Origin of the sequence: Aeromonas sp. HMWF016 (assembly GCF_963878195.1) — a bacterium.
Taxonomy (GTDB): Bacteria; Pseudomonadota; Gammaproteobacteria; order Enterobacterales; family Aeromonadaceae; genus Aeromonas; species Aeromonas lacus.
Window position 1 is genome coordinate 1 of record NZ_CAWNWX010000001.1, and the last position, 20,554, is coordinate 20,554.

Genomic DNA, 20,554 nt, shown 5'->3' on the forward strand with positions numbered 1-20,554 from the left:
ATCATAATGTATAGATATGTGATTCAATAGCTTGTTTTTAAACTTTAATCTATAAGTTATAGCGAATAGGATTGGCTGGTTCTGGTAATAAAAAAATGTAAAATTAAACTTTAATTATTTTTACTACCGTGAAGCGCAGTTTTGTGTTTGAATTAAAGTAGGCAGAGCGCTAACGCATACGTAGTATGCCTGTGTGCAAACATGCTTTAACCCGATACCCTATTCCTGACTTTGGGAGGGGGGCTTAAGCCCCCCAATTTTTTAGGCCTACAGTAATTTCCAGGGGGGGTAGTGAGGGTATTGTCGACTAGCTAATTTAAGCTGGCAGATAGTATTGGATGTACTATTTGGGTGTTCATGTGCTTAATCACACAGCTTGGTCTGTCATTGTAATTATTAAATGATATAGTTATTTTTTTAAAAAAAATTATAGATGACGCGACAATCTCTTTTTTTCATCTGACATATAATTTTTTATGCGCGATTAAAATTCAATCCCAGTTAGAAGTGTGCAGGTGCTGGCTGCGTTTCTCTTAAACGGTAGGTGGTCTGATGGTTTCGGAATTCGAACTCAAATTGCTATATGTATCATGCAGAGATGCAGATATTGACCTCATAAAGAAAGCAGTTAGTAGCAGGTCTTGTTATGAAATAAAATATGCAATTAGGCAGCTTTTCGCAAGTGCTTATGCATTTGGAGATAAATATACGCAATCTATTTGTAACAATATGTTGGATGCAATATCACTACCAGTTAGTGGGGGACTTAGTGCAGACCAGCATCTTCGATTACATCAATGTATTGATTTGTTAAGCATAATGGCCTACGGCACTATTGATAATGACTGATGAACAGGAATGGATTCGCCCTTGGCCTTTCTTCATTCAGAACTGATCTTTTCCAATGTGAATGTAGCATATATAGCTTCAAATCTGACACTAAAACGGTATCTCTTCGGAGATATCACAAGGCATGCAATAATTACTAATGAATAAGGTATTCCTATACTTGGCAGAACTAGCCAAAAAATGAAATAAGCTCCTGAATGTGTTATGTCTCAACGAATCCCTGTCAACTATTGTTCTAAATATCCGCAATTTCCACACCTATAGCGTCATTGACTTATTTGATAAGCAATCCCGTCGTAAATGTGACTGTAGCCCTTACAAGATTGAACCCGCATCCAAAATTATTCCTAAGCCAGACATGTACGTGATCATTTGTGACTGTGAACACGGCCGTGCTACAAGATGTCACATTCTCCAGGCCTGTATGGCAACTTCACTACTTTATGTCCCAACACACCACTTTTGAATCCCTAGTAAACCAAGTGAACAGACCACGTAGCTCAATGATGAATTTATCTATCTACCAGGGCTATTTTTGCATGAGCTTTGAATGGCTAATTACGCAGGGGAACAACTAGCAGTGATGCTTCCCTGGGATGGAAGGAAGAGGTGAAAACCATGGTGGGTGATTACCACAGCCCTGTTCTTGTGCTGCTTACTTCAGCAAACAAGCTGTCACTTTAATTTTATGTGTTCAATGAAGCTGTACCGCTGTTTTTCAACGATTATGAAAAACTGCGCTATAACATCCAGTCGTACTATAGAACGTATCATTCATATATACATTTTTGACAATAGGAAGGACTTGCTCATATCCATCAAGGTGTGTGGGCCAATAGTTTTATTTGACAGATACACCAAACTTTGTCGAATTAGCTTATCCACGCGAGGTATGAGTTGGCAGTGTAGGTGCAAGCAAGAACTGGACACTATATCGCACACTACACAATAACATCGGTTATATCGGTACGTTACCATCTTGATGGTTTATATCGACACCTAAAACATTGGATAAAAAAGACACCGGTTTTAAGCCGGTGTCAGATGATAAACAGAACAATGTTAATGTTTTTAATATATCCGCAGACATAATCCCAAGGTGTCTGTGAAAAGATTCTTTTCTTCAACAATAATTTTCTCACCCGTAATCATATTGACTGAATATGGTTTTCCATCTGGAGATTTATCTATAACAAACCAGGGTTTAGTTAAAAGAGACTGGTCTTTTACTTTTCCATAAATATATGACAATAGCTCCAATGTTGGCGGCGTATAATTGCCTACGCAGCTGGCAGAATCATAACTACCAGCCTTTCTTGGCATGTGGATGCCTGCACTTATTATGTTTACATCGTTTTCAACACTAAAAAAGCTGTGAGGCATGTAATCAGTCGTCGACTGTTTAATTGTTAAGCTTTTTAGGCGTTGATTGCCAAGGTAATGAGTTAGATTCTGTGCGCTGGTAACAAGAGGTGTTTTGTTAAAATTGTTAAAGACACCAATATTTATTTGGCCTCCTTGGGTGTTTTGTGCATTCACTTCCAATTGATAATTAGCATTTTTCAGAATTCTCTCTCTATTCAAGCCAACTACATCAACATCAAATTCAATGTTGTCATCGATATAATAATATCTCTTAAGAGGGGGCTTAATTATGGACTGCGAACTTACTATTGTATTGTAAAGCATTTTATCTGCGTCGACGGGTAAAGCATTACTAGTCATTTCAACGCCATCTTCGTCAATATATTTCACTTTGGCAATCAAATTGCCACTATCTAATTCTTTCTCATCTGTTATATGACCGAAAAATTTTGGCATATAAAAAACAAGTTCACCATCTCCAGTGCCACTCCAACTTTCTTTATATGTATACATTCCAACTTTAACACCAGAGGTATTATACAGGGCGACTTCAATAGATTTAGCAAGTTCATTCATTTCATTTTTATTTTCGAATTTATATCTAGCACCAAAAGGTGTGGAAAATCCGACAGTTAAATATTTGTGTGGATGGGCACGGAGGTGCGATAGCTGCAAGGATGATATTGAAGATCGTTTTATAAACCCAGGTGCATTTTCGATATGAATGGTCGCTCCATCAACGATTAGTTTTGATGCAGTTGACCAGTATTTGACTTGACCAAATTCAGGCAGGCCCCCTTTTAATTGAGGTTTGCATCTGGCAACTATATGCTTATTACTGAAATTTTGGATGCGTGAATCTAGCGTAAGAAAACCATATGGTCCAAATTTTATGTTTTCTGAAATAAAATAGCCATTACCTATGTAGCCACCCGTTTTCTTTCCATCTGTCCCTTGGCGACCAAAGTTATCAATCGTAGATGATGAGATGGCTAGTGTTCGCGGGTTTTTGGGGTCTACATCAATCAGACCTATATCTACCCAAGAGCCACTAATAAAACCATCAGATTTATTCGACACGATTTCATCATAATCAATATTTGAAAACTCTACTTTAAAATCATCATGAATTGTAATCTCTTTTTTCCTTGGGGTTCCATTAGTTGATGGAGTCAATATTATTGTCGGCTTTATTTCGCATGAAGGTGGATGACCAAATATTACTCCAGACTCTGGAGATGTCGCACATAATGCAATTTCAGCCTTGAATATTAATAATAACACAAAGCTGATTTTAATATTGAAATGGGATATGCAGTTATATAACGTCATGCAGTCCTCCTAAATGTATTCTTTTTTATCATATAGTTTACCTGTTTCAGTCTTTGTTAGTTTCCCGATTGTGTGTCACTGGATTAATGGATGGAAAACTAAATTTTAACCCCGCCCTTAGCTGATCATATTTTGTACAAGTATGGTTGAAAGAGGCTTGTGGCACCAATAAAAAACAATAAAATGGAGATTATAATTTTTTACTGTTATGTATTGCATTGTTTTGTAACAATGAGATACCTAGGCTTGTGGTTGTTGTAGGTTGGCGAAACATTAAGTTGCTATTGATTGTTATTGAACGCCACATTTTTGACTCTTTTGGATGTAATGTGATTTTCATGAACGCAGTGTTTAATAAGAAAAAATAACAGGCGTTTTGAGTTAAATTCTGATTGCAATAACTTCCCTGGTGCAGTCAAAAAATGAGACGCCAAAAGAAATGCATGGTGAAATTAGTAGTTTTATGCCCTTTGGGCAAAAATAAAATGGACAGCATCAAGATGGATTTTGATATTGATACATTTAAAGTATAACCAAAACATTATGGGGGAATATCCATATCTGTTAATACAGAGACAGAGCTTTCAACTAAATACAAGTTAGGTATAAGTCAGTTTAAGGAGTGTGTCATCAAATGGCTTGTTTAATACCGCATGTACAGATCTAGTTATCACCTGACACCGGTCTCAAACCGGTGTCTTGTTTACGCTACTTTAGTGCGCACTTCCTTCGGTATCAATTTCAGACCCTTCTGAACATGTTGTAGGGGGTCTGACCCTCCATCATCCTGCCTTGATGTGGCTGCTGGGTGTTGTTGTGCTCCAAGTAGCTATCCAGGTCCGTCTGCATCTGCTCCACCGACTCATGCCCGGTCCTCCGGCCCTTGATACGGAAGTGTTCATCCAGCAGGGTGCGGTGCAGTCTCTCGGTAAAGCCGTTGCTCTGTGGCCTGCGTACCTTGGTGGTCCGGTGCTCAATGGCCTCCAGTTGCAGGAACAGCTCGTAGGGGTGATGGTCAGGACGTCCGCAGAACTCGCGCCCGTTATCCGACAGGATGGTATAGACCCGCGCCTCGTGGGCTTCGAAGAACGGCAGTACCGTTTCATTGAGCACATGAACCGAGGTCACCGGCAGCTTGCTGGTGTAGAGCCGCCCCCAAGCATGGCGACTGTAGCAGTCCAGCACGGTTTGTAGATACACCTTGCCAACCCCCTTGAGCGCGCCGACGAAGAAGGTGTTGACCGCCACCAGTTCTCCGGTGTAGTGAACCGCAATCTGGCGTTCGCGGAACTCGGTGCTGAAACGCTCTAACAGGCGAATTTGCTCGTCATTGAGCTCAATGGTCTGCTCCCTGTGGGTTTTCTCGAGGCGCAACAAACGGTCGTGTTGGGAGAGCAAATCGTGCCGTTGCCACACACCACGCCCCTCACCGGCACTGACGTTGATGCCTTGCAGAGCCAGTTCTTGCTCGACCCGCAGCGGGCCATGGGTTGGTCTGGTGAGGGAGTCATCGAGGATGCCCTGTTCAATCTCGGGAGCAACCCGGTTCGGGTGCGCCCCTTTACCGCCGGGCAATTTGTCGAGCAATCCCTCAGCGCCATAAGTCTGGTAATGACGGCGAATTTCGTAGAACTGCTGACGGCTGTAGTCAATGAGCTTGCAGGCTTTGCTGACGTTATTGAGTTCTTTGGCGAGCTCTAGCAGGCTGAGTTTACGACGTGCTACTTTCTCGTTGCCGGTCTACGGTGACGCCAGATAACACGGTAGGGGTACCGTTTTGTTATCCGGTTTGAAGCCGTATGATCACTCCCTTTTGTGGGTAACTGTCAGGTGAATACCATCTCCATACAGGTAGTTCGCTTGAAGAGTTTGTCAAACTCACGAACTTACACTTCCAATTGTCAATTGGACATCTTAACTACTAGCGAAGGTCAGGAGTTCGATTCCCCTTATCGGCACCATCTAAAACAAAGGGTTAGCTTCTCAGCGAAGCTAACCCTTTGTGCTTTTTGGCTGGTGGCCCCTTCTCATCCCCCTCTTTTACTATTGCAACACCAAGGGGAAAGGTCAGCGGGCCAACCCTCCAGGCTGGCGGCTACTCAGGTTTTGCTATTCCCCTCAGGCAACTTCGATGTCTGGCCTGGCCGGTTCCTTCTGCATGGATAGCCGTCCAGCTTGCGACGGGGATTCCAGCTTGTCGATCCGCACTGCCGCCACCTTGAACTCGGGGATCCTGGCGTGGGGGTCGGTGGCATTGATGGTGAGTCGGTTGGCTGGCGCTTCGGCAAAGTGGAACGGGATAAAGACCAAGCCCGGCTGCATCCGCTTGGTGACGAAGGCGGGTAGCTCGATATGACCGCGGCGGCTGGTGACCTTCACCCGCTCGCTGTTGCTGATACCCAACCGCTGCGCATCCACCACGCTCATCATGACTCGGGGCCCGGCCAGATTATCTAGGCCCTTGGTTTTGCGGGTCATGGTGCCGGTATGGAACTGCTCCAGCAGGCGGCCGGTGGTGAGCACGATGGGATAGGTCTCGTCGGGCAGCTCGGCGGCATAGCGGAACGGGGTGGCGACCATCTCCCCCTTGCCGCGGGTGAACTGCTTGCCGTGGAGCAGGCGAGTGCCTTCGGGCGCCGCATCGTTGCAAGGCCACTGTAGCCCTTGCGCTCCCACCTTGTCCCACTGGATGCCGGCGTATTGCGGGGTGACCCGGCAGATCTCGGCGGTGATCTCCTGGGCGTTCTGATAGCGCCAGTCGCCGCCCATTGCATTGGCAATCTGCTGGATGATCCACCAATCCTCCCGCGCTTCCCCCGGCGCCTTGAGGGCGGGGGAGATGCGCTGCACTCGCCGTTCGGTGTTGGTGAAGTGGCCGCTCTTCTCGGCAAAGGAGCAGGAGGGGAGCACCACATCGGCGAGTTGGGCGGTTTCGGAGAGGAAGATATCCTGCACCACCAGAAACTCCAGCTGCTTGAGCCCCTCGATGACGTGATGCTGATCCGGATCGCTCAGCACCGGGTTTTCTCCCATCACATAGAGCCCCTTGATGCTGCCCGCGCAGGCGGCATCTATGGTCTCGGTGAGGGTAAGGCCGGGCGTGCGCGGCAACCCTGGTTGCTGCCAGGCGGCGGCGAAGCGGGCATGAACCTCGGGGTTGGCCACCTTCTGATAGCCGGGCAGGCAGTTGGGCAGCGCCCCCATGTCACAGGCTCCCTGCACGTTGGATTGGCCCCGCAGCGGGTTGATGCCACCCCCTTCGATGCCGATGTTGCCGCACAGCAGTTGCAGGTTGGCGGTGGCCCGCACGTTGTCGTGGCCGGTAGTGTGCTGGGTTATCCCCATCGAGTAGTAGATGGCAGTGCGCTCGGCGGTGCCGATGAGGCGCGCGAGCTCGATCACCTGCTCGGCCGGTACGCCGGTGACAAGAGCCACCTTGTCCGGGGCATAGGTCGGAGAGAGCACCTCCGCTTGCAGCGCCTCGAACCCTTCTACTCGTGCGGCGATATAGGCCTGGTCGTGCCAGTTGTTCTGGATGATCTGCTGCATCAGGCCGTTGAGCAGCATCACATCGGTGCCGGGGCGGTGTGCCAGATAGAGGCTGGCATGGTCGGCCATCTCGATCCGTTTCGGATCGGCCACTACCAGCCGTGCCTTGCCCGTTTTCACCACCCGCTTGATATGGGAGCCGATGATGGGGTGGGCCGCCGAAGTGTCGGAGCCGATGATGAAGATGAGATCCGAGTGGTCGATGCTCGGGATGTCGTTGGTCATGGCGCCGCTGCCGAGTGACGCTTCCAGCCCGGTGACGGTGGAGGCGTGGCAGAGCCGCGCGCAGTGATCCACGTTGTTGGTGCCAAGCTCCCGGCGCATGAACTTCTGGAACAGGTAGTTCTCTTCGTTGGTGGTTTTGGCTGAAGAGAAACCTGCCAGCGCATCGCTGCCATAGCGCTGGCGCAGGGTAGTGAAGCGCTCGGCGACCAGTGCGATGGCCTCCTGCCAGCTGGCGGGCACCAGCTCGCCATCCTTGCGGATGAGCGGGGTGGTGAGGCGCTCCTCACTCTGGATAAAGTCAAAGCCGAAGCGTCCCTTGACGCAGAGCAGCCCCTGATTGACCGGCGAGTTGCGATTCCCCTCCACATAGCGGATGCGGTTGTGCGCCTCATCGACATAGAGGGTGACGCCGCAGCCGACCCCGCAGTAGGTGCAGATGGTATTGACCGGCGTGAGCAGCTCGGTGCGCCCCTGCGACTTGTCGCGGGCATCCACCAGGGCGCCGGTGGGGCATACCTGTACACAGGCGCCGCACTGCACGCAGTGGGAGTCGCCCATCGCCAGCCCGCTGTCAAACTGCGGCCGGTTCGAGAGGATGCCATCGCTGTTCTTGGCAAAGCGCAGCACTCCCTGCACCGCTTGCTCACCACAGGTCTGCACGCACTGGCCACAGCCGATGCAGCGGTTGGCATCGAACACGATAAATTCGCTGCTGTTATCCACTGCAAACTTTTGGCACAGGTGGGTATCGAGGGCGCTCTGCTCGACCTTGTATTCGGTGGCGTAGTCGCGCAGCGCGCAATCGGTGTTGGCCTGACAGCCACACTCGAGGCAGCGGCTGGCTTCGCTGCGGGCATCGCTGTCACTCAAACCGCGCTCCACCTCGGCAAAGCTTCCCTCCCGTTCGTCATTCGCCAGATGAGGCATGATGCTGCGGGCGACTTTTTTCAGGTGAGCAAACTGGGCGGGGTCGACCTGCTTGAGTGTGGGGGCCTTGCAGGCGTTGAACGGGCGCACCGGATCGAGCATGTCACCGTGGAGGAACTGATCGATGGCCAGCGCGGCCTTGCGACCATCGGCGACTGCCTCGATGGCGGTGGCGGGGCCGCGGCGCAGATCACCGATGGCGAACAGGTTACCGTGGCCGCTGTGCATGGTCTCGGGGTGGGACTCCAGCGTCTGCCAGCGGGTGAAGGGGAGGGTGAGGGGCTCCCCTTCCATAAAGCTCAGATCCGGCTGCTGCGACACCGCCGCAATCACGGTATCGAACTCCTCGATGAGGTATTCGCCGGTGGGTTCGGGGCGGCGGCGGCCGGATGCGTCCGGCTCGCCGAGGGCCATCTTCTCGAGGCGCACCTGACAGATGCGACCACGGCTATCCGGCAGATTCTCTACCGGATTGGTCAGCATCATGAAGCGCACCCCTTCATGCTCCGCCTCGTCGATCTCGTACGCTTCGGCAGGCATCTCGGCGCGGGTGCGACGATAGATGAGGGTGGTTTCCGCCCCCAACCGCACCGCCGTGCGGGCGCAGTCGATGGCCGTGTTGCCGCCGCCGATCACCGCGACTTTCTTGCCGGTGGTGAGCCGCTTGGCCAGCATCTGATCCTTGAGGTAATCGACCCCGAGATAGCAACCAGCCAGGGTGCTGCCCGGGTAATCCATCGGCACCGCCTTGGACGCGCCGACGGCCAGACAGACCGCATCATAGTCGCGGCAGAGAGCCGAGAGGGTGATCTGGTGGCCCAGTCGCTGCTTGGTGTGGATCCGCATGCCGCTTTGGCACATCAGGTCGATCTCCTGATCGAGGATCGCCTTGGGCAGCCGGTACTCGGGGATGCCGTAGCGCAGCCAGCCACCCGCTTCGGGCATCGCCTCGAACAGGTCGACCTCGAACCCCTCGTAACCCAGATAGTAACCGCAGGTGAGGCCGCCCGGGCCGCTGCCGATAATGGCAACCCGCTTGCCCTTGGCGGGCTTCTTTGCCGGTTGATAGGGGGTCACCTCGGCCAGATCGAGATCGGCGGCATGGCGCTTGAGCTGGCGAATGGCCAGCGGCTCATCCACCAGCGCGCGGCGGCACTCTGCCTCGCAAAATGCAGGGCAGACCCGGCCGATGGAGAGGGGCATCGGCAGGATCTGCTTGATGACGGCCATCGCCGCTTCGTGCTCCCCCATGGCGATGTGATGCAGATAGGATTGAATGTCCACCCCGGCCGGGCAGGCGCGTTGGCAGGGGGCCTCGCAATCGGCGTAGTGATCCGAGAGGATGCGGCCGAGTGCCTGCTGGCGGTGCGCGCTCAGGGCATCGCTCTGGCTGGTGATCACCATCCCTGCCTCGGGGCGTGTCTCGCAGGCTCGCCGCATGCCAACGTCAGTGATCTCCACCACGCAGAGATCGCACGGCGTCTTGGGGGCGCTGGTGTTGTCACCGCACAGGGAGGGGATATCGATCTGGTGCTGTTTGGCTATCTGGAGCAGAGTCAGGGTCGGATCAACCGTCAACTGAGCCCCATCGAGAGTGATGGTGATCATGGCGTCATAAACTCGCATTCAAGGCGCAGAAAATGCTGCATCTGGCGGAGCCAGCAGGGGAAGCGATAGAGAGGATCGCTTGGTATGACCTCACCATACCAAAGATGACATGCAACTTTATTTGATTTTACTCAGGTTCTTTGTCTAAAAAGAAAACGATTTCACTTGTGATGGCGCTCTGTGGAACGATAACCCGGCGTTGGCTACCTATATCGAGTTAAAACATGGTGTTGCATTGACATTTATAGCTATTAAAGCAGCTTTAAACTGTATTTTTGATGGTGTTTATCCGTGATGGAATGGTGAAGTACATCATAAAGTGTGCAACTTTTGTTTCTGTGTTGTTAGGGTTGGGCAACCTAAATGGGGAACAACCAAGCCGGAGGCGCTGGCGACATCTTTACTTTAAAAGGGGTCGTTCAGGGCTAATGGTGTGAGAAAGCTAGATTAGCCATTAGGGGATGATATGACAGAGTGCAAGGAGTCATACAAAGACATGTCTTTCTAGTAGTCTCTCAATGATTCAATCGGTTACTATCTTGCCGATATGGAAATGGCAGGGTTATACCGTGAGCTCAATCCCCCTTCGCAAGGCCCTCGGGGTCTTGGCTAAATCTTCTTCTTTCTCGGTCAAGACGACAACACAACGTCAGAGAGATCTGTTTGATGATCTCAAGGATTATCTCTACGTCACACCCGAAATCGAGCATGACTTTGAAAAGTGCCTCCGTTCATTGCAGCCTGGTGAGTGCGTGTTTTTATGTGGCAGTAGTGGTGATGGCAAATCTGAAATATTGTCACGTAGCTATGACCAATATAAAAACAGATATACCTTCCATCTGGATGCAACCCATAGCTTTTCGCCTCATCAATCAGCAATCGATGCGCTAAACGAACTCTTTGATCGTGCAGGAGACGGGGCTCAACCCCTGGTGGTTGGTATCAATATCGGTATGCTGGCCAACTTTGCCAAAGAAGGGGCTGAGCGGCACAGTGAGTTGCGTGGTGTGATCGAGCGTTTTTTGGATAGTGGCGAGAGAACGCAAGGGGCATATCACTTTCTGGATTTCGAGTCCTATCCAAAATTTCGTTTTAATGATGATGCTGGCAGCTATTCAAGCTTTATGCGTCAACTGCTCAAGCGGTTAACTCAGCCAACCGATGACAATCTGTTTCATGCTATTGCCCTTGCAGATGAGCAACGCCAACGCGACATGCGCCTCATCGCCAATTTCAGGCTGTTGGCCAATGAGCACGTGCAAGAGATTATCATTACCACTCTGTTCAAAACCCGTTTGATCAAGGATCAATTCATTACGACTCGCGCCTTGCTGGATCTGTTGCATCAGCTTCTGGCCGGGGAGCATTACCTCTTTGACAACCTGTTTCTGGCTAAAGACAGCGAGCTAAGCCTGCGTCTTGCTGACTTTGATCCTGCCTTGATTCATACCCAAGCGGTAGACCAGTTTGTGCTGCGTTATGAGCTGAATCTACCGGATGAGGCGCTGGATGCCTTTATGGTCGAGCTGGCAAAACTGGGGCTCATATTCAACGAGCCTCGTGATAAAGCGGGTCAAGCCGCATCCCTTCTGCGCCTTTTTTATCTGCTTAAGGACTGTGAGCTTGGCAATAACTACCATCACCAATTCAAAGTCGACTTTGAAGAGCAGGTACTTGAACACTATGCCACCGTCTGGCTGCAGCATAGCCAGTACCTTGGGGAGGGTGGAAGCCAGCTGGTCTTGCGCAATTTCTATGTGAAAGCGCTGATCCCGGCCATTTTTGTCTATGCCAACCGCAATGCCCCTGAGTTGTCAAAGCGTGAGCTTTCTCTTGGTCAATTTGGCCAGTGTCATGTCGCGGCTCCTGTCGAGCTGAAAGCTGACTACAGCGCAATTCAGCGCCAGCATGTCGAGAAACACGATCATTTCAGCGCCTATCTGAAGGTTGATGATCAGCCCTTGGCTCCGATGGCAATCAACCTCAATCTGTTTGAGCTGATCAGCAAGCTCAACAATGGCTATCGGCCAAACAAGTACGACAAGAATGCCATTGTGTTGCTTGATGAGATGGTTGAGCAAATCCGCGCTGTCGCTAAAAAGAGCCCTGTTCTTCACTATTACGAAGGTGATCAGCATTACCGTCTTGGTTTGGATGACGGCATGATCACTGTAGAAGGAACCAGATAGTCATGTCTCTGTATCCAATTCCTGTCGGATTAGCTCCGGTTGATAAAAACAAGCTCACCAACTACTGGCCCATTCGCAACAAAGGCAATGAGTTTGACTGGGATACCGTGACAGGTGTCGTGCTCGGGCTTTCCTTGCGCAAGCAGGTGACTGCCTATGAATTCGAGCAGTTTAAGGAGGAGTGCAAGGCCCGGTTTGCAGGCAAGCTCGACGATCCTGATTTTTGGCAGGTGCTTGAGCGAGCCTATTTTTCAAATGATGCACTCTTTCATATTTCACCGCTGTTCCTGTTGTTTAAGGCCAAAGGTAAGAAGAGTGGACAAGCCGATCTCAGCGCACCAGATACGCGGTTGTGCAAATTGTTTGCAGGTCTGTTGGGGGATTTCTTCCTGGAAGATGCGCTCGATGACAAGCTCAACTTTGTCGAGCAAGAACTGCTGTCCGTTTTGCAAGGCAGGCTGCAAAGCGGCAGCCTGGTAAAAAATGAGGATGAGCAACCTTATCTATCTTTTTTGAATGCCGTATTTCGTGAAGATATTCGCTTTTTGGCTGCGCATCCCCAGTACCTGCTGCAAGCCTTGCCTGGCACACTCAAGCTGTATGCCTTTGCTTACTGTGCTCAGCTGGCACTGAATGTGACCGATTGGCAACATGAGCCCCAAAGCAAGCCTCTCTACTTTATTCTCGATTCGGAAAAGGCCAGCTCTGAACGTACATCGGTAAAGCGTTCTGGCTACAAGCTGCTGGCAGCTGCCAGCGAGCGGGTTTTCCCGCTGCTTTCCGCCCTTGACGTGCTCCAGTTGCCAGGGGATGCCAAGAAAAGACCGCTCTGGCAGGTTTATTACGATGCAACGCAATATGCTGACCAGACTCAGTTGCTGGAAGATTTGAACAACTATCTACAGGCCTTTAGAGAGAAGCGCGGGTTACGGCCTGAGCGTCCTCTCACAAACAGCGTGGCAGAAGCCTTTGAGCAGCTCAAAGAGTTGGCTCTGGAGCAATTCCGTGATGCCAATACCTCCCGTGGCGGCGTGAACAAGAAATATGTCAAAGAGCTGGAAGAGAAGCTGCTCAGTGATTTTATTCAGGCCCGGGGGGCCGCTGGCCGCACCCTGGTACTGAATCAGGATCAGCTGTTGCTGTTGACCAATCTCACCATCGGCAAGGCCGACAAGCTGCGCCTGCACGATCTGCGTAAAGGCTTCGAGCTGCGCGGTTTTTATCTTGATAACCAGTCATTGCAGCAACTGGTCAGCTTCTATGAGCGCATGGGCAATGTAGAACGAATGAGTGATAGTGGAGACGCCGTATATGTCCGCAAGACCCTTTGAGCATTTTCTGGCCGAGCGGTTTATCGAGTGGGTCAGTGCCGACATTGAGCCGGGCTCTCGTTACCAGTTCAAATCCCCCAGCGCAGAAAACGGTCTGGTGCTCTATCAGTCACTGGTGACCTTTGCTGCCACAAATACGCTGGCTACGGCTGATGGCATTGACCTGCCATACATAGAGTGCAATAGCGTGCGGGTTTTACCTGTGTTGCATGGTGAGGCTCCGGGATTTACCGAAAACTACATCTCCCGTTTACGTGATCTGGTCGCAGGTCGCAGTGCAGAATTTGAAAAAGCAGCCCTGCTCATTATCCACAACAGCATGCTGGATACCCTGATCAACAGTGCCCTTGATTTGGGGGCGCCCGGTGCGGTCTGGCATCCGGATAGTCTCTCGCAGCAGCTTGGCGCACTGATAGATGTTGGCAGCAGTAACAAGGAGCTGTCAGCCTGCCTGCTTGAAGAGCAACTGGCCCTCATCACCGAAGAGGGGGCAACCGTATTTGGTTTTGCTCCTCTGTTCAGTGCACTGGATCAAGATGGTGTTCTGGAGTTTGATGAGCTCCAGCTATTCAATGACCCGGTCATTTTGAGCTGGAGTGGCAAGAAGACCCAGATCAGCAAGCGGCTCCAAGCCAACCGCAAGCTGCGGCGCGAGATTGAAGATGCGGTTGAGCATTATGATCTCGATCAGCTCGAGAGTGTCCTGAAAGAGTTCAGCGCCAAGTTTATCCGCCAGCATTTTCAGGATGAGAGCTGGCGTGATCTGGAATTTGAAGCCTACCTCAAAGAGATTGAAGCCAATAAAGCGCAAAAGTTGCTATTGGAAGAGGTGGCCGTTGACAGTGGTTCACTGCAACAAAGAGCCAAAAGCCAGAGCAAGGCGGGACAACGCGACCTGAGCCTGCTGATCCAGCTCCCGCCGGGGGAGAAAACCCTCAACCTCTCTTTTACCTTCATCGGTAATGATCTGGACGAGAGCCAGTTCAAACTGATGCACAATGGGCCGCTCAAAAATTCGGTCACTTATTCTGTCAGCCGTCTCGGTGGTAAACGCTGCTGGGCGACGGTGACCTTGCCCGTCACGGGAGAACCCACCTTTTTTAGCCTTGAGCTCAAACGCGATAACCGCTCCGAAGAGTACAAGTTCCGCTGTCTGGTGGTAGAGCAGGGAGATTTCTATTTCGATGAGTTGTTGCACTGCTTCCGAGTGGATGCGGGCAAGAAGTGGCTGACCCTGCTGCTGGAAGAGAACAAGTTCAAGGTCAACCCAGAGCAAGACGCCATCATGCATCTGGCTGACGATGAGGGCGAAGTGGACTGCAGCGCCTGTGGCTGGGTGAACTTTGATGCGCTGGCCGAGCAGAGCGAACAGATCCAGTTTGAGCTGGTCAATGGCGAGCGTCGCTTGCCCATCAATATTGAAGGCCCGGCCGCCGATGAGAGCATTTGCGTTCCGCTGCTGTTTGACCGGGACCGTTTCGCCAAGCTGCTCAGAGATGACCGTAATGCCGAGTATCTGCGGGCCAAAGGCAAGATCATTTTCGATAACAGCGAAAGTGGCGTGGTTGGGATCCGCCAGCAGCTGCTGAATCTCGAAGCTCGGATGGTTGATGAGCGGGCCTTGTATATCGGTCTGACTGCCGATCCAATGCCACTTGCGGCGATTAGTGCAAGGTTCCCTGATTTACATGGCGCTTATGCCGCCCTGTTTGACTATCTGCAACACCATAAAACCTTGCCGAGCCTGGTGGCCTGGGGCGACAGCTATTGCGCCCTGGTAAAGCGGGTGCTGGATGCCTACGAAGCGGCGCTAAGCGAGATACCAACCAATGCGGTGTTGGCGCTCGAGCACAAACAGTTGATGCGCATTGGCCTGTGCCGCCAGGATGAGTGGCAACGCCTAAGCCCGCTGCACCCCTTGGTACTTGCCTATCATCTGCAATTGGTGGCCGAGATAAAAGCAGATCGCGATGAAGATGGCGTCAGCACTTTTGCCGAATTGCCAGAGGTGACCCGCGAGCGCCTGGTTGCATCTGGCTTGCTGCCTTTCGTCTATGACAATGACTCTGGTTACGCCCATTTGCTGCCGGTGCGGGAGAACAGCTTCTGGCTCGACGTGGTGCCACAAAAGCAGGAGAGCTACAGCTACATCAAGCGTCTGGTGCGCGACAAACTGGCTGAGTTTACCCAGGCCTATTCCCGACTGTTCAGTGCCGGGGCCAAGAGCACCCTGATCGTCAATGCTATCAATCAGGCGAGTGGGGCAGAGCTCTTCCTCGGTCTGATCGAGCACTTCAAGCTGCACAAAGAGCAGGCGATCTCCATTCATGTGAACTTCTACGATGAGCGGTTGCAATTCAATGACTTCGACCGCTTTGCCGAAACGGCCGCTTATGACGAGCTGAAAGCCTGGCTTGGCTTGAACACCACTGCGCTGCGTGCTGAGGCCGATATGCTGATCGACCTGATCCGCAGCCGTCTGACCTACAGCAAGTTCACCCTGCCCAACGAGCGTGAGCAGTTTGCCTATGCCCATCTGGCGTTCTTCCGCAACCAGGAGCCGGTAGAGTGCCATCCCATCAATACCGATGAAGCTCTGAGTGGTGTGTTGTGTGATGGCTTGATCGCCGGGGAAGCGGCCGAAACGAAAGGGGCGGCCTATTTCACCGCCTTTGGTCTGCGTGGCGTGCCCTATCAAGGGGTGCAGTCGCTGCGGGTGGCCCGCCTGCTGGGCAACCTGTGGCAACCGGCCAGCCAGAGCAATGCCCAGTATCTGGAAACCAGTCTGGGGCTGGCGGTCAGTGCCGATTTCAAGGCACTGCTGACCCGCTCTTATGACAGCGCACTGTGGACCACCATCATCGATCCCAAGGTGACCCTCGATTTCTTCACCAGTCAGCAGGATGTGGTGCTGATCCACTACTCGGATCAATACACCAGTGCGGCCGGTTATGACGCCATCACGGTAACCAAGCAGGTCGACCTCTTTAAACGCTTGCTGCAAAAAGAGGGTCATGGACAAGGGGAGACGTTGCTCTCCGAATTCAATGCCTTCAACGGCGAATGGCTGCTCAAGATGCTCACGGCCAACGACAAGGAGCGCAAAGAGAAGAACGGCATCATCGGTGCCTACAAGTTTGTCTCGGCCTTGTTGCGGCAATCCGATATCTGCTGGGTCCCCCTCTCCGTGGCCGAGATGATCCGCGTCTCTGGCAATGTCGGCCTCAAGATGAGCGACAGCGAGTTCTCCCGTCAGGTGCATGGGTATCGCAAAGGGGCCATTTCCGATGACGTGCTCTTTGTCGGCTTCAAGGGCAAGCAACTCTATTTGCTGCCTCTGGAGGTCAAGACAGGTGTCAGACCCGACTTTGCCTATGCCGGGCAACAGGCGCTGGAGCTTAAACGTTACCTGATGGAAGAGGTGCTTGGCCCCAATACTCTGGCTGCGCGGCTCTACCGTGGTCTCTTTATTCGTCAGGTACTGATGCAGGTCGACAAGCTTTGCCTCTATCAGGTGATGCAGCCGGCGCAGCTTGCACCGCTGCTGACCGAGCGGGAGTGGTGGCTTAAAGGGGAATATACCCTGGCCAGCGTGCCCGACTATCCCGAAGGCTTTGTGGTCGCCCATATCGAAAACGACAGCTTCTTTGTGCCTCACTACCAGATGACCGAGCGGGGCGTATTGCAGGTTGAATTGCCTTATGCCTTGTTGGGAAGCCTTATTCAGGCCTGCAGCGCCCCTGCGCTTGATGAGTTGGTGACCCTGTGCCATGTAGACAAACAATATCTGCTGGGGCCCAGAGAAGAGGCGGCTGAGCCTGAATCTGGCTCTCAACCGCAGCCAAAAGAAGGGGGCAATCAGGCGGTGGATATGGCGCCAGTGGAAGCAGCTACTGATACCCAAAACACCGATCCGGTTACCCCAGTACTGGTGGAAACGGGACTGACCGGCGAGCCGATAGAGCCCATGCGTATCCTGTTTGGCCACGAGGCGCTGCGGCAAACGCCTCTCTATTGGGAGCCCACCAATACCGCCCGTTTTATGAATACCAATACCGGCATCATTGGCACCATGGGCACCGGCAAAACCCAGTTTACCAAGTCGCTGATCACCCAGCTGATGCGCCAGCAAGACAACAACGTCGAGGGCGCACGGATCGGCCTGCTGATCTTCGATTACAAATCTGACTATGTGGATGATGCCTTTAGTGAGGCCAATCAGAGCAAGCGGCTGAAGTTGTATCGCCTGCCGTACAATCCGCTCTCGCTCTATGGCGATATGCCGATGTTGCCGGTGCATACCGCGACCGGGTTTGCCGAGACCCTGGCCAAAGCCTTTGGCCTCGGGCCCAAGCAGCAGCTGCGGCTGCGCAAGTTAATCCTCGATGCCTATGAGCTGGCGGGGATCAGCAGAGCTGATGCCAGCACCTGGTCAAGGCCTGCGCCCACCTTGGCTCAGGTGTGGGATCTCTATCTTGAGCAGGATAAGGTAGAAGAGGACTCTCTCTACGCGGCGCTCGACTCGCTGGTCACTTACGAGATCTTTGAAACCATGCCGGATGAGGTGAGCTCCCTGTATGAGCTACTCGATGGTGTGACGGTGATCGAGCTGGCGGGCTACTCACCCCAGATCCAGAACCTGGTGGTAGCCCTGACGCTGGATCTCTTCTATTCGCAGATGCAAAAACGCGGTAAGCCGCAAGTCAACGGCGATTATCGCCAGATCACCAAGATGATCCTGGTCGACGAGGCCGACAACTTTATGTCGCAGGACTTCCCCAGCCTGCGCAAGATCCTGAAAGAGGGGCGTGAGTATGGGGTGGGGGTGATCCTCTCAACCCAGGATTTGAGTCACTTTAAAACCGGGGAAAACAACTACGGCTCTTATATTTTGACCTGGGTGGTGCATCGCGTCGCCGAGATCAAGAATGCCGATATCAAGGCCATTTTTAATAAAGATGATAAGACCGAGCAAGAACAATTAATGGAAACCATCCGTAAACTGGATAAGCATTTTAGTCTCTATATTGATGGGGATAAAAAGGTATCTATGATGCGGGATAGAGCTTTTTGGGAGATTATTGTTATATGAGAAGAGTTGCTAGTAGTGGCTGTAGATATGACTTTGAAAAAAGAGGTGCCTTCGGTGTATTTAGATCGAATGGCTCGATTCCGATTGAGTATATCATGACCACTTTTGATATAAATGAAATTGTTCAACTTTCATTCGCAAGAGATGTGAATACAGAGTTGAATTTTGATTATTTAATTCAACGTGATATTGATGAAGAGCGTGCGCTTGCAGAAATAAGTCAATATATAGCTTCTTCACCTGAGAAAATACAAAAAGATGTAATATTTTTACCACCTCTACTAGCGGCTGTAGTTAGTGTTGATGATAAAAATAACCTGGATGATTATTATCCAAATTGTAAGTTTACACGGAATGTCGACGATTTTGGTGACATTTACGAGCGAGAGTGGAACCGAGTATTTAAGATAGAGAATTATCCAAAAGATGATGGGCGCAATATTAATTTTTCAACATGTGATGGGGAAAATAATATCAGTGTTGATATTGAATCGGCTAAAATAAAACTGAATATAACACCAAATGGTGTAAAAGGAGCTCGATTAGTTGTTATTGATGGACAGCATAGATTATTTGCACTTTCTTATTTAAGAGAGAATATGCGTAATCTTGTAGAAGATCTTATTGTACCTGTCTGTATTGTCTATCCATCAGGCTCTTTTTCAACGAATAGTAATATCGATGCTCAACCCAAAGTACCTCAAGTTTTAAGGAGTTTATTTGTAGATGTTAACTCTACCGTAGAGCGAGTGAGTGGGCATTTTCTCACGCTACTTTCTGAGCAGACGTTGGGTTCGATTATTTGTCGTGAGTTTTGTAAGACGGTACTTCTTGAAAAAGGAGTGGAAGGACTTGGTCTTGTAGAGTGGAATACTAAAAAACATAAAGAGTCTTTAGAGATATCACGAGAGCATACTATTACTAGCATTGGTGTTATAAATAGTGCTTTTGATGATGTTTTTAAAACCAAAAATGGTGTTAAGCTTCTAATAAACATATTGAACGTGTTCAAAAGAGGTGTTGATTTCGATTTTGGTAGAGATGAATATGATGAGCCACTTCCTATTCCAGAATATTTCCCATGGAGAGACTATCAGTCTGTTCATAAGGAGTTTTTATCTGGCTTAGTTAATGAAATAATTACTCCGCTATTAATTAACGTCTTCTTTGAAACAGATTTCTTTAAGTCTTATCACAACAAAATAAAGTCATACTTTACTATTCGAGAGCAAGAACTTAAAGCTGAGAGGTCTTATGAGGCTAGTTACTTTAATGAAGTGAAAAACTATTACCTATATAATAAGCCTTTTAGTGAGGGGGCACGTGTATCATTCGGTAATGTTAGGCTTGATATTCAAGATATAATCAACAGCACGATACCATCATTTTCTAGAAAATCTATTTTTCAAAAGGCTGTAATAGAAGCTTGGACTATAATATGTGCCAAATTCATAATAAACAAAGTAAGTTTGGATAATGTGCCATCCATACTTGTTTTTTGTATCAACAATTCATTCGATTTGAAATTAGATATATTTAACGAGCGTCACTTATATCTTCAAGACACTATTTATTCTGGCTCGAGAATAAAGGTTACTCGAACATCAAGGCGCCAAATAGCTAGATTAATTCTGTCTAATTGTGTAAATACGAATAAATTAGATTTCTTGGGGAATCTCGAGAAAGAAATTCTATTGTCATTAGCAGAATCAGAGATTGGTGGGTATATATCTCAGATGGGAAGTGATAAGAGGAAGGTCTTTGAAGCATCATATAGAACGAATTTTTCTCTTTCCATGTTTGATCGAGAGAGATTGATTCATGCAGAGGAAAGTAAGTCTAAAAATATTAAGAAGACGGTTTCTGACGCCGGTTCGTTTACTTCCGAGTTTGATGAAATAATATCAGAGCTAATTTCTGATGATTTAAAAAACTCATATAATGACCTATCAAATACAATCGCATTTAATAATTTTGTTTTATCAAACGATGATGCTCAGGAAGATGACTATTAATGGACGTTCATTTTTCTATTTTGTATAAATTTACAGAGGAGCTCGTTGAGCTAGTAGAAATATGTAATATGG

General features: G+C 50.0%; 6 protein-coding genes and 1 pseudogene. 4 read left to right on the forward strand and 3 right to left on the reverse strand.

Translation table 11 applies throughout. The features are described from left to right. Positions 1–1,920: 1,920 nt before the first annotated feature. The 3 genes and pseudogenes from AACS24_RS00005 to fdhF form a co-directional block, all read right to left on the reverse strand. Positions 1,921–3,546 (reverse strand): hypothetical protein, encoded by a 1,626-nt coding sequence (locus tag AACS24_RS00005; RefSeq protein ID WP_146181441.1) that lies wholly within the window; start codon positions 3,544–3,546, stop codon positions 1,921–1,923. Positions 3,547–4,249: 703 nt separating this feature from the next. After that, positions 4,250–5,250, reverse strand: a pseudogene (locus AACS24_RS00010) (integrase core domain-containing protein). A gap of 414 nt (positions 5,251–5,664) precedes the next feature. Beyond that, positions 5,665–9,855, reverse strand: a complete 4,191-nt coding sequence (fdhF, locus tag AACS24_RS00015) for a formate dehydrogenase subunit alpha (protein ID WP_108571990.1) — start codon at positions 9,853–9,855, stop codon at positions 5,665–5,667. 569 nt (positions 9,856–10,424) lie between these two features. On the opposite strand from fdhF, the gene dptF reads away from it, so the two are divergent. The 4 genes from dptF to AACS24_RS00035 all read left to right on the forward strand — a co-directional run bounded on the left by dptF (position 10,425) and on the right by AACS24_RS00035 (position 20,482). Next, positions 10,425–12,044, forward strand: coding sequence for a DNA phosphorothioation-dependent restriction protein DptF (gene dptF / locus AACS24_RS00020; protein ID WP_108571994.1), 1,620 nt, complete (start codon positions 10,425–10,427; stop codon positions 12,042–12,044). Positions 12,045–12,046: 2 nt separating this feature from the next. Beyond that, positions 12,047–13,375: a DNA phosphorothioation-dependent restriction protein DptG gene (gene dptG / locus AACS24_RS00025; RefSeq protein WP_108571991.1), complete on the forward strand. Its 1,329-nt coding sequence runs from the start codon at positions 12,047–12,049 to the stop codon at positions 13,373–13,375. Beyond that, positions 13,356–18,467 carry a DNA phosphorothioation-dependent restriction protein DptH gene (dptH, locus tag AACS24_RS00030; RefSeq protein WP_108571992.1) on the forward strand — a complete coding sequence of 1,704 codons (5,112 nt, stop codon included), beginning with the start codon at positions 13,356–13,358 and terminating at the stop codon, positions 18,465–18,467. Before dptG ends, dptH begins: the two co-directional genes overlap by 20 nt. Before the next feature lie 95 nt (positions 18,468–18,562). Then, positions 18,563–20,482 (forward strand): DNA sulfur modification protein DndB, encoded by a 1,920-nt coding sequence (locus AACS24_RS00035; RefSeq protein WP_181364267.1) that lies wholly within the window; start codon positions 18,563–18,565, stop codon positions 20,480–20,482. Positions 20,483–20,554 lie beyond the last annotated feature (72 nt).

Bases quoted from the DNA above. Each gene is read 5' to 3' on its own strand.
- AACS24_RS00035 (WP_181364267.1), top strand. From the start codon at position 18,563: ATGACCACTTTTGATATAAATGAAATTGTTCAACTTTCATTCGCAAGA.
- AACS24_RS00005 (WP_146181441.1), bottom strand. From the start codon at position 3,546: ATGACGTTATATAACTGCATATCCCATTTCAATATTAAAATCAGCTTT.
- fdhF (WP_108571990.1), bottom strand. From the start codon at position 9,855: ATGATCACCATCACTCTCGATGGGGCTCAGTTGACGGTTGATCCGACC.
- dptH (WP_108571992.1), top strand. From the start codon at position 13,356: ATGTCCGCAAGACCCTTTGAGCATTTTCTGGCCGAGCGGTTTATCGAG.
- dptG (WP_108571991.1), top strand. From the start codon at position 12,047: ATGTCTCTGTATCCAATTCCTGTCGGATTAGCTCCGGTTGATAAAAAC.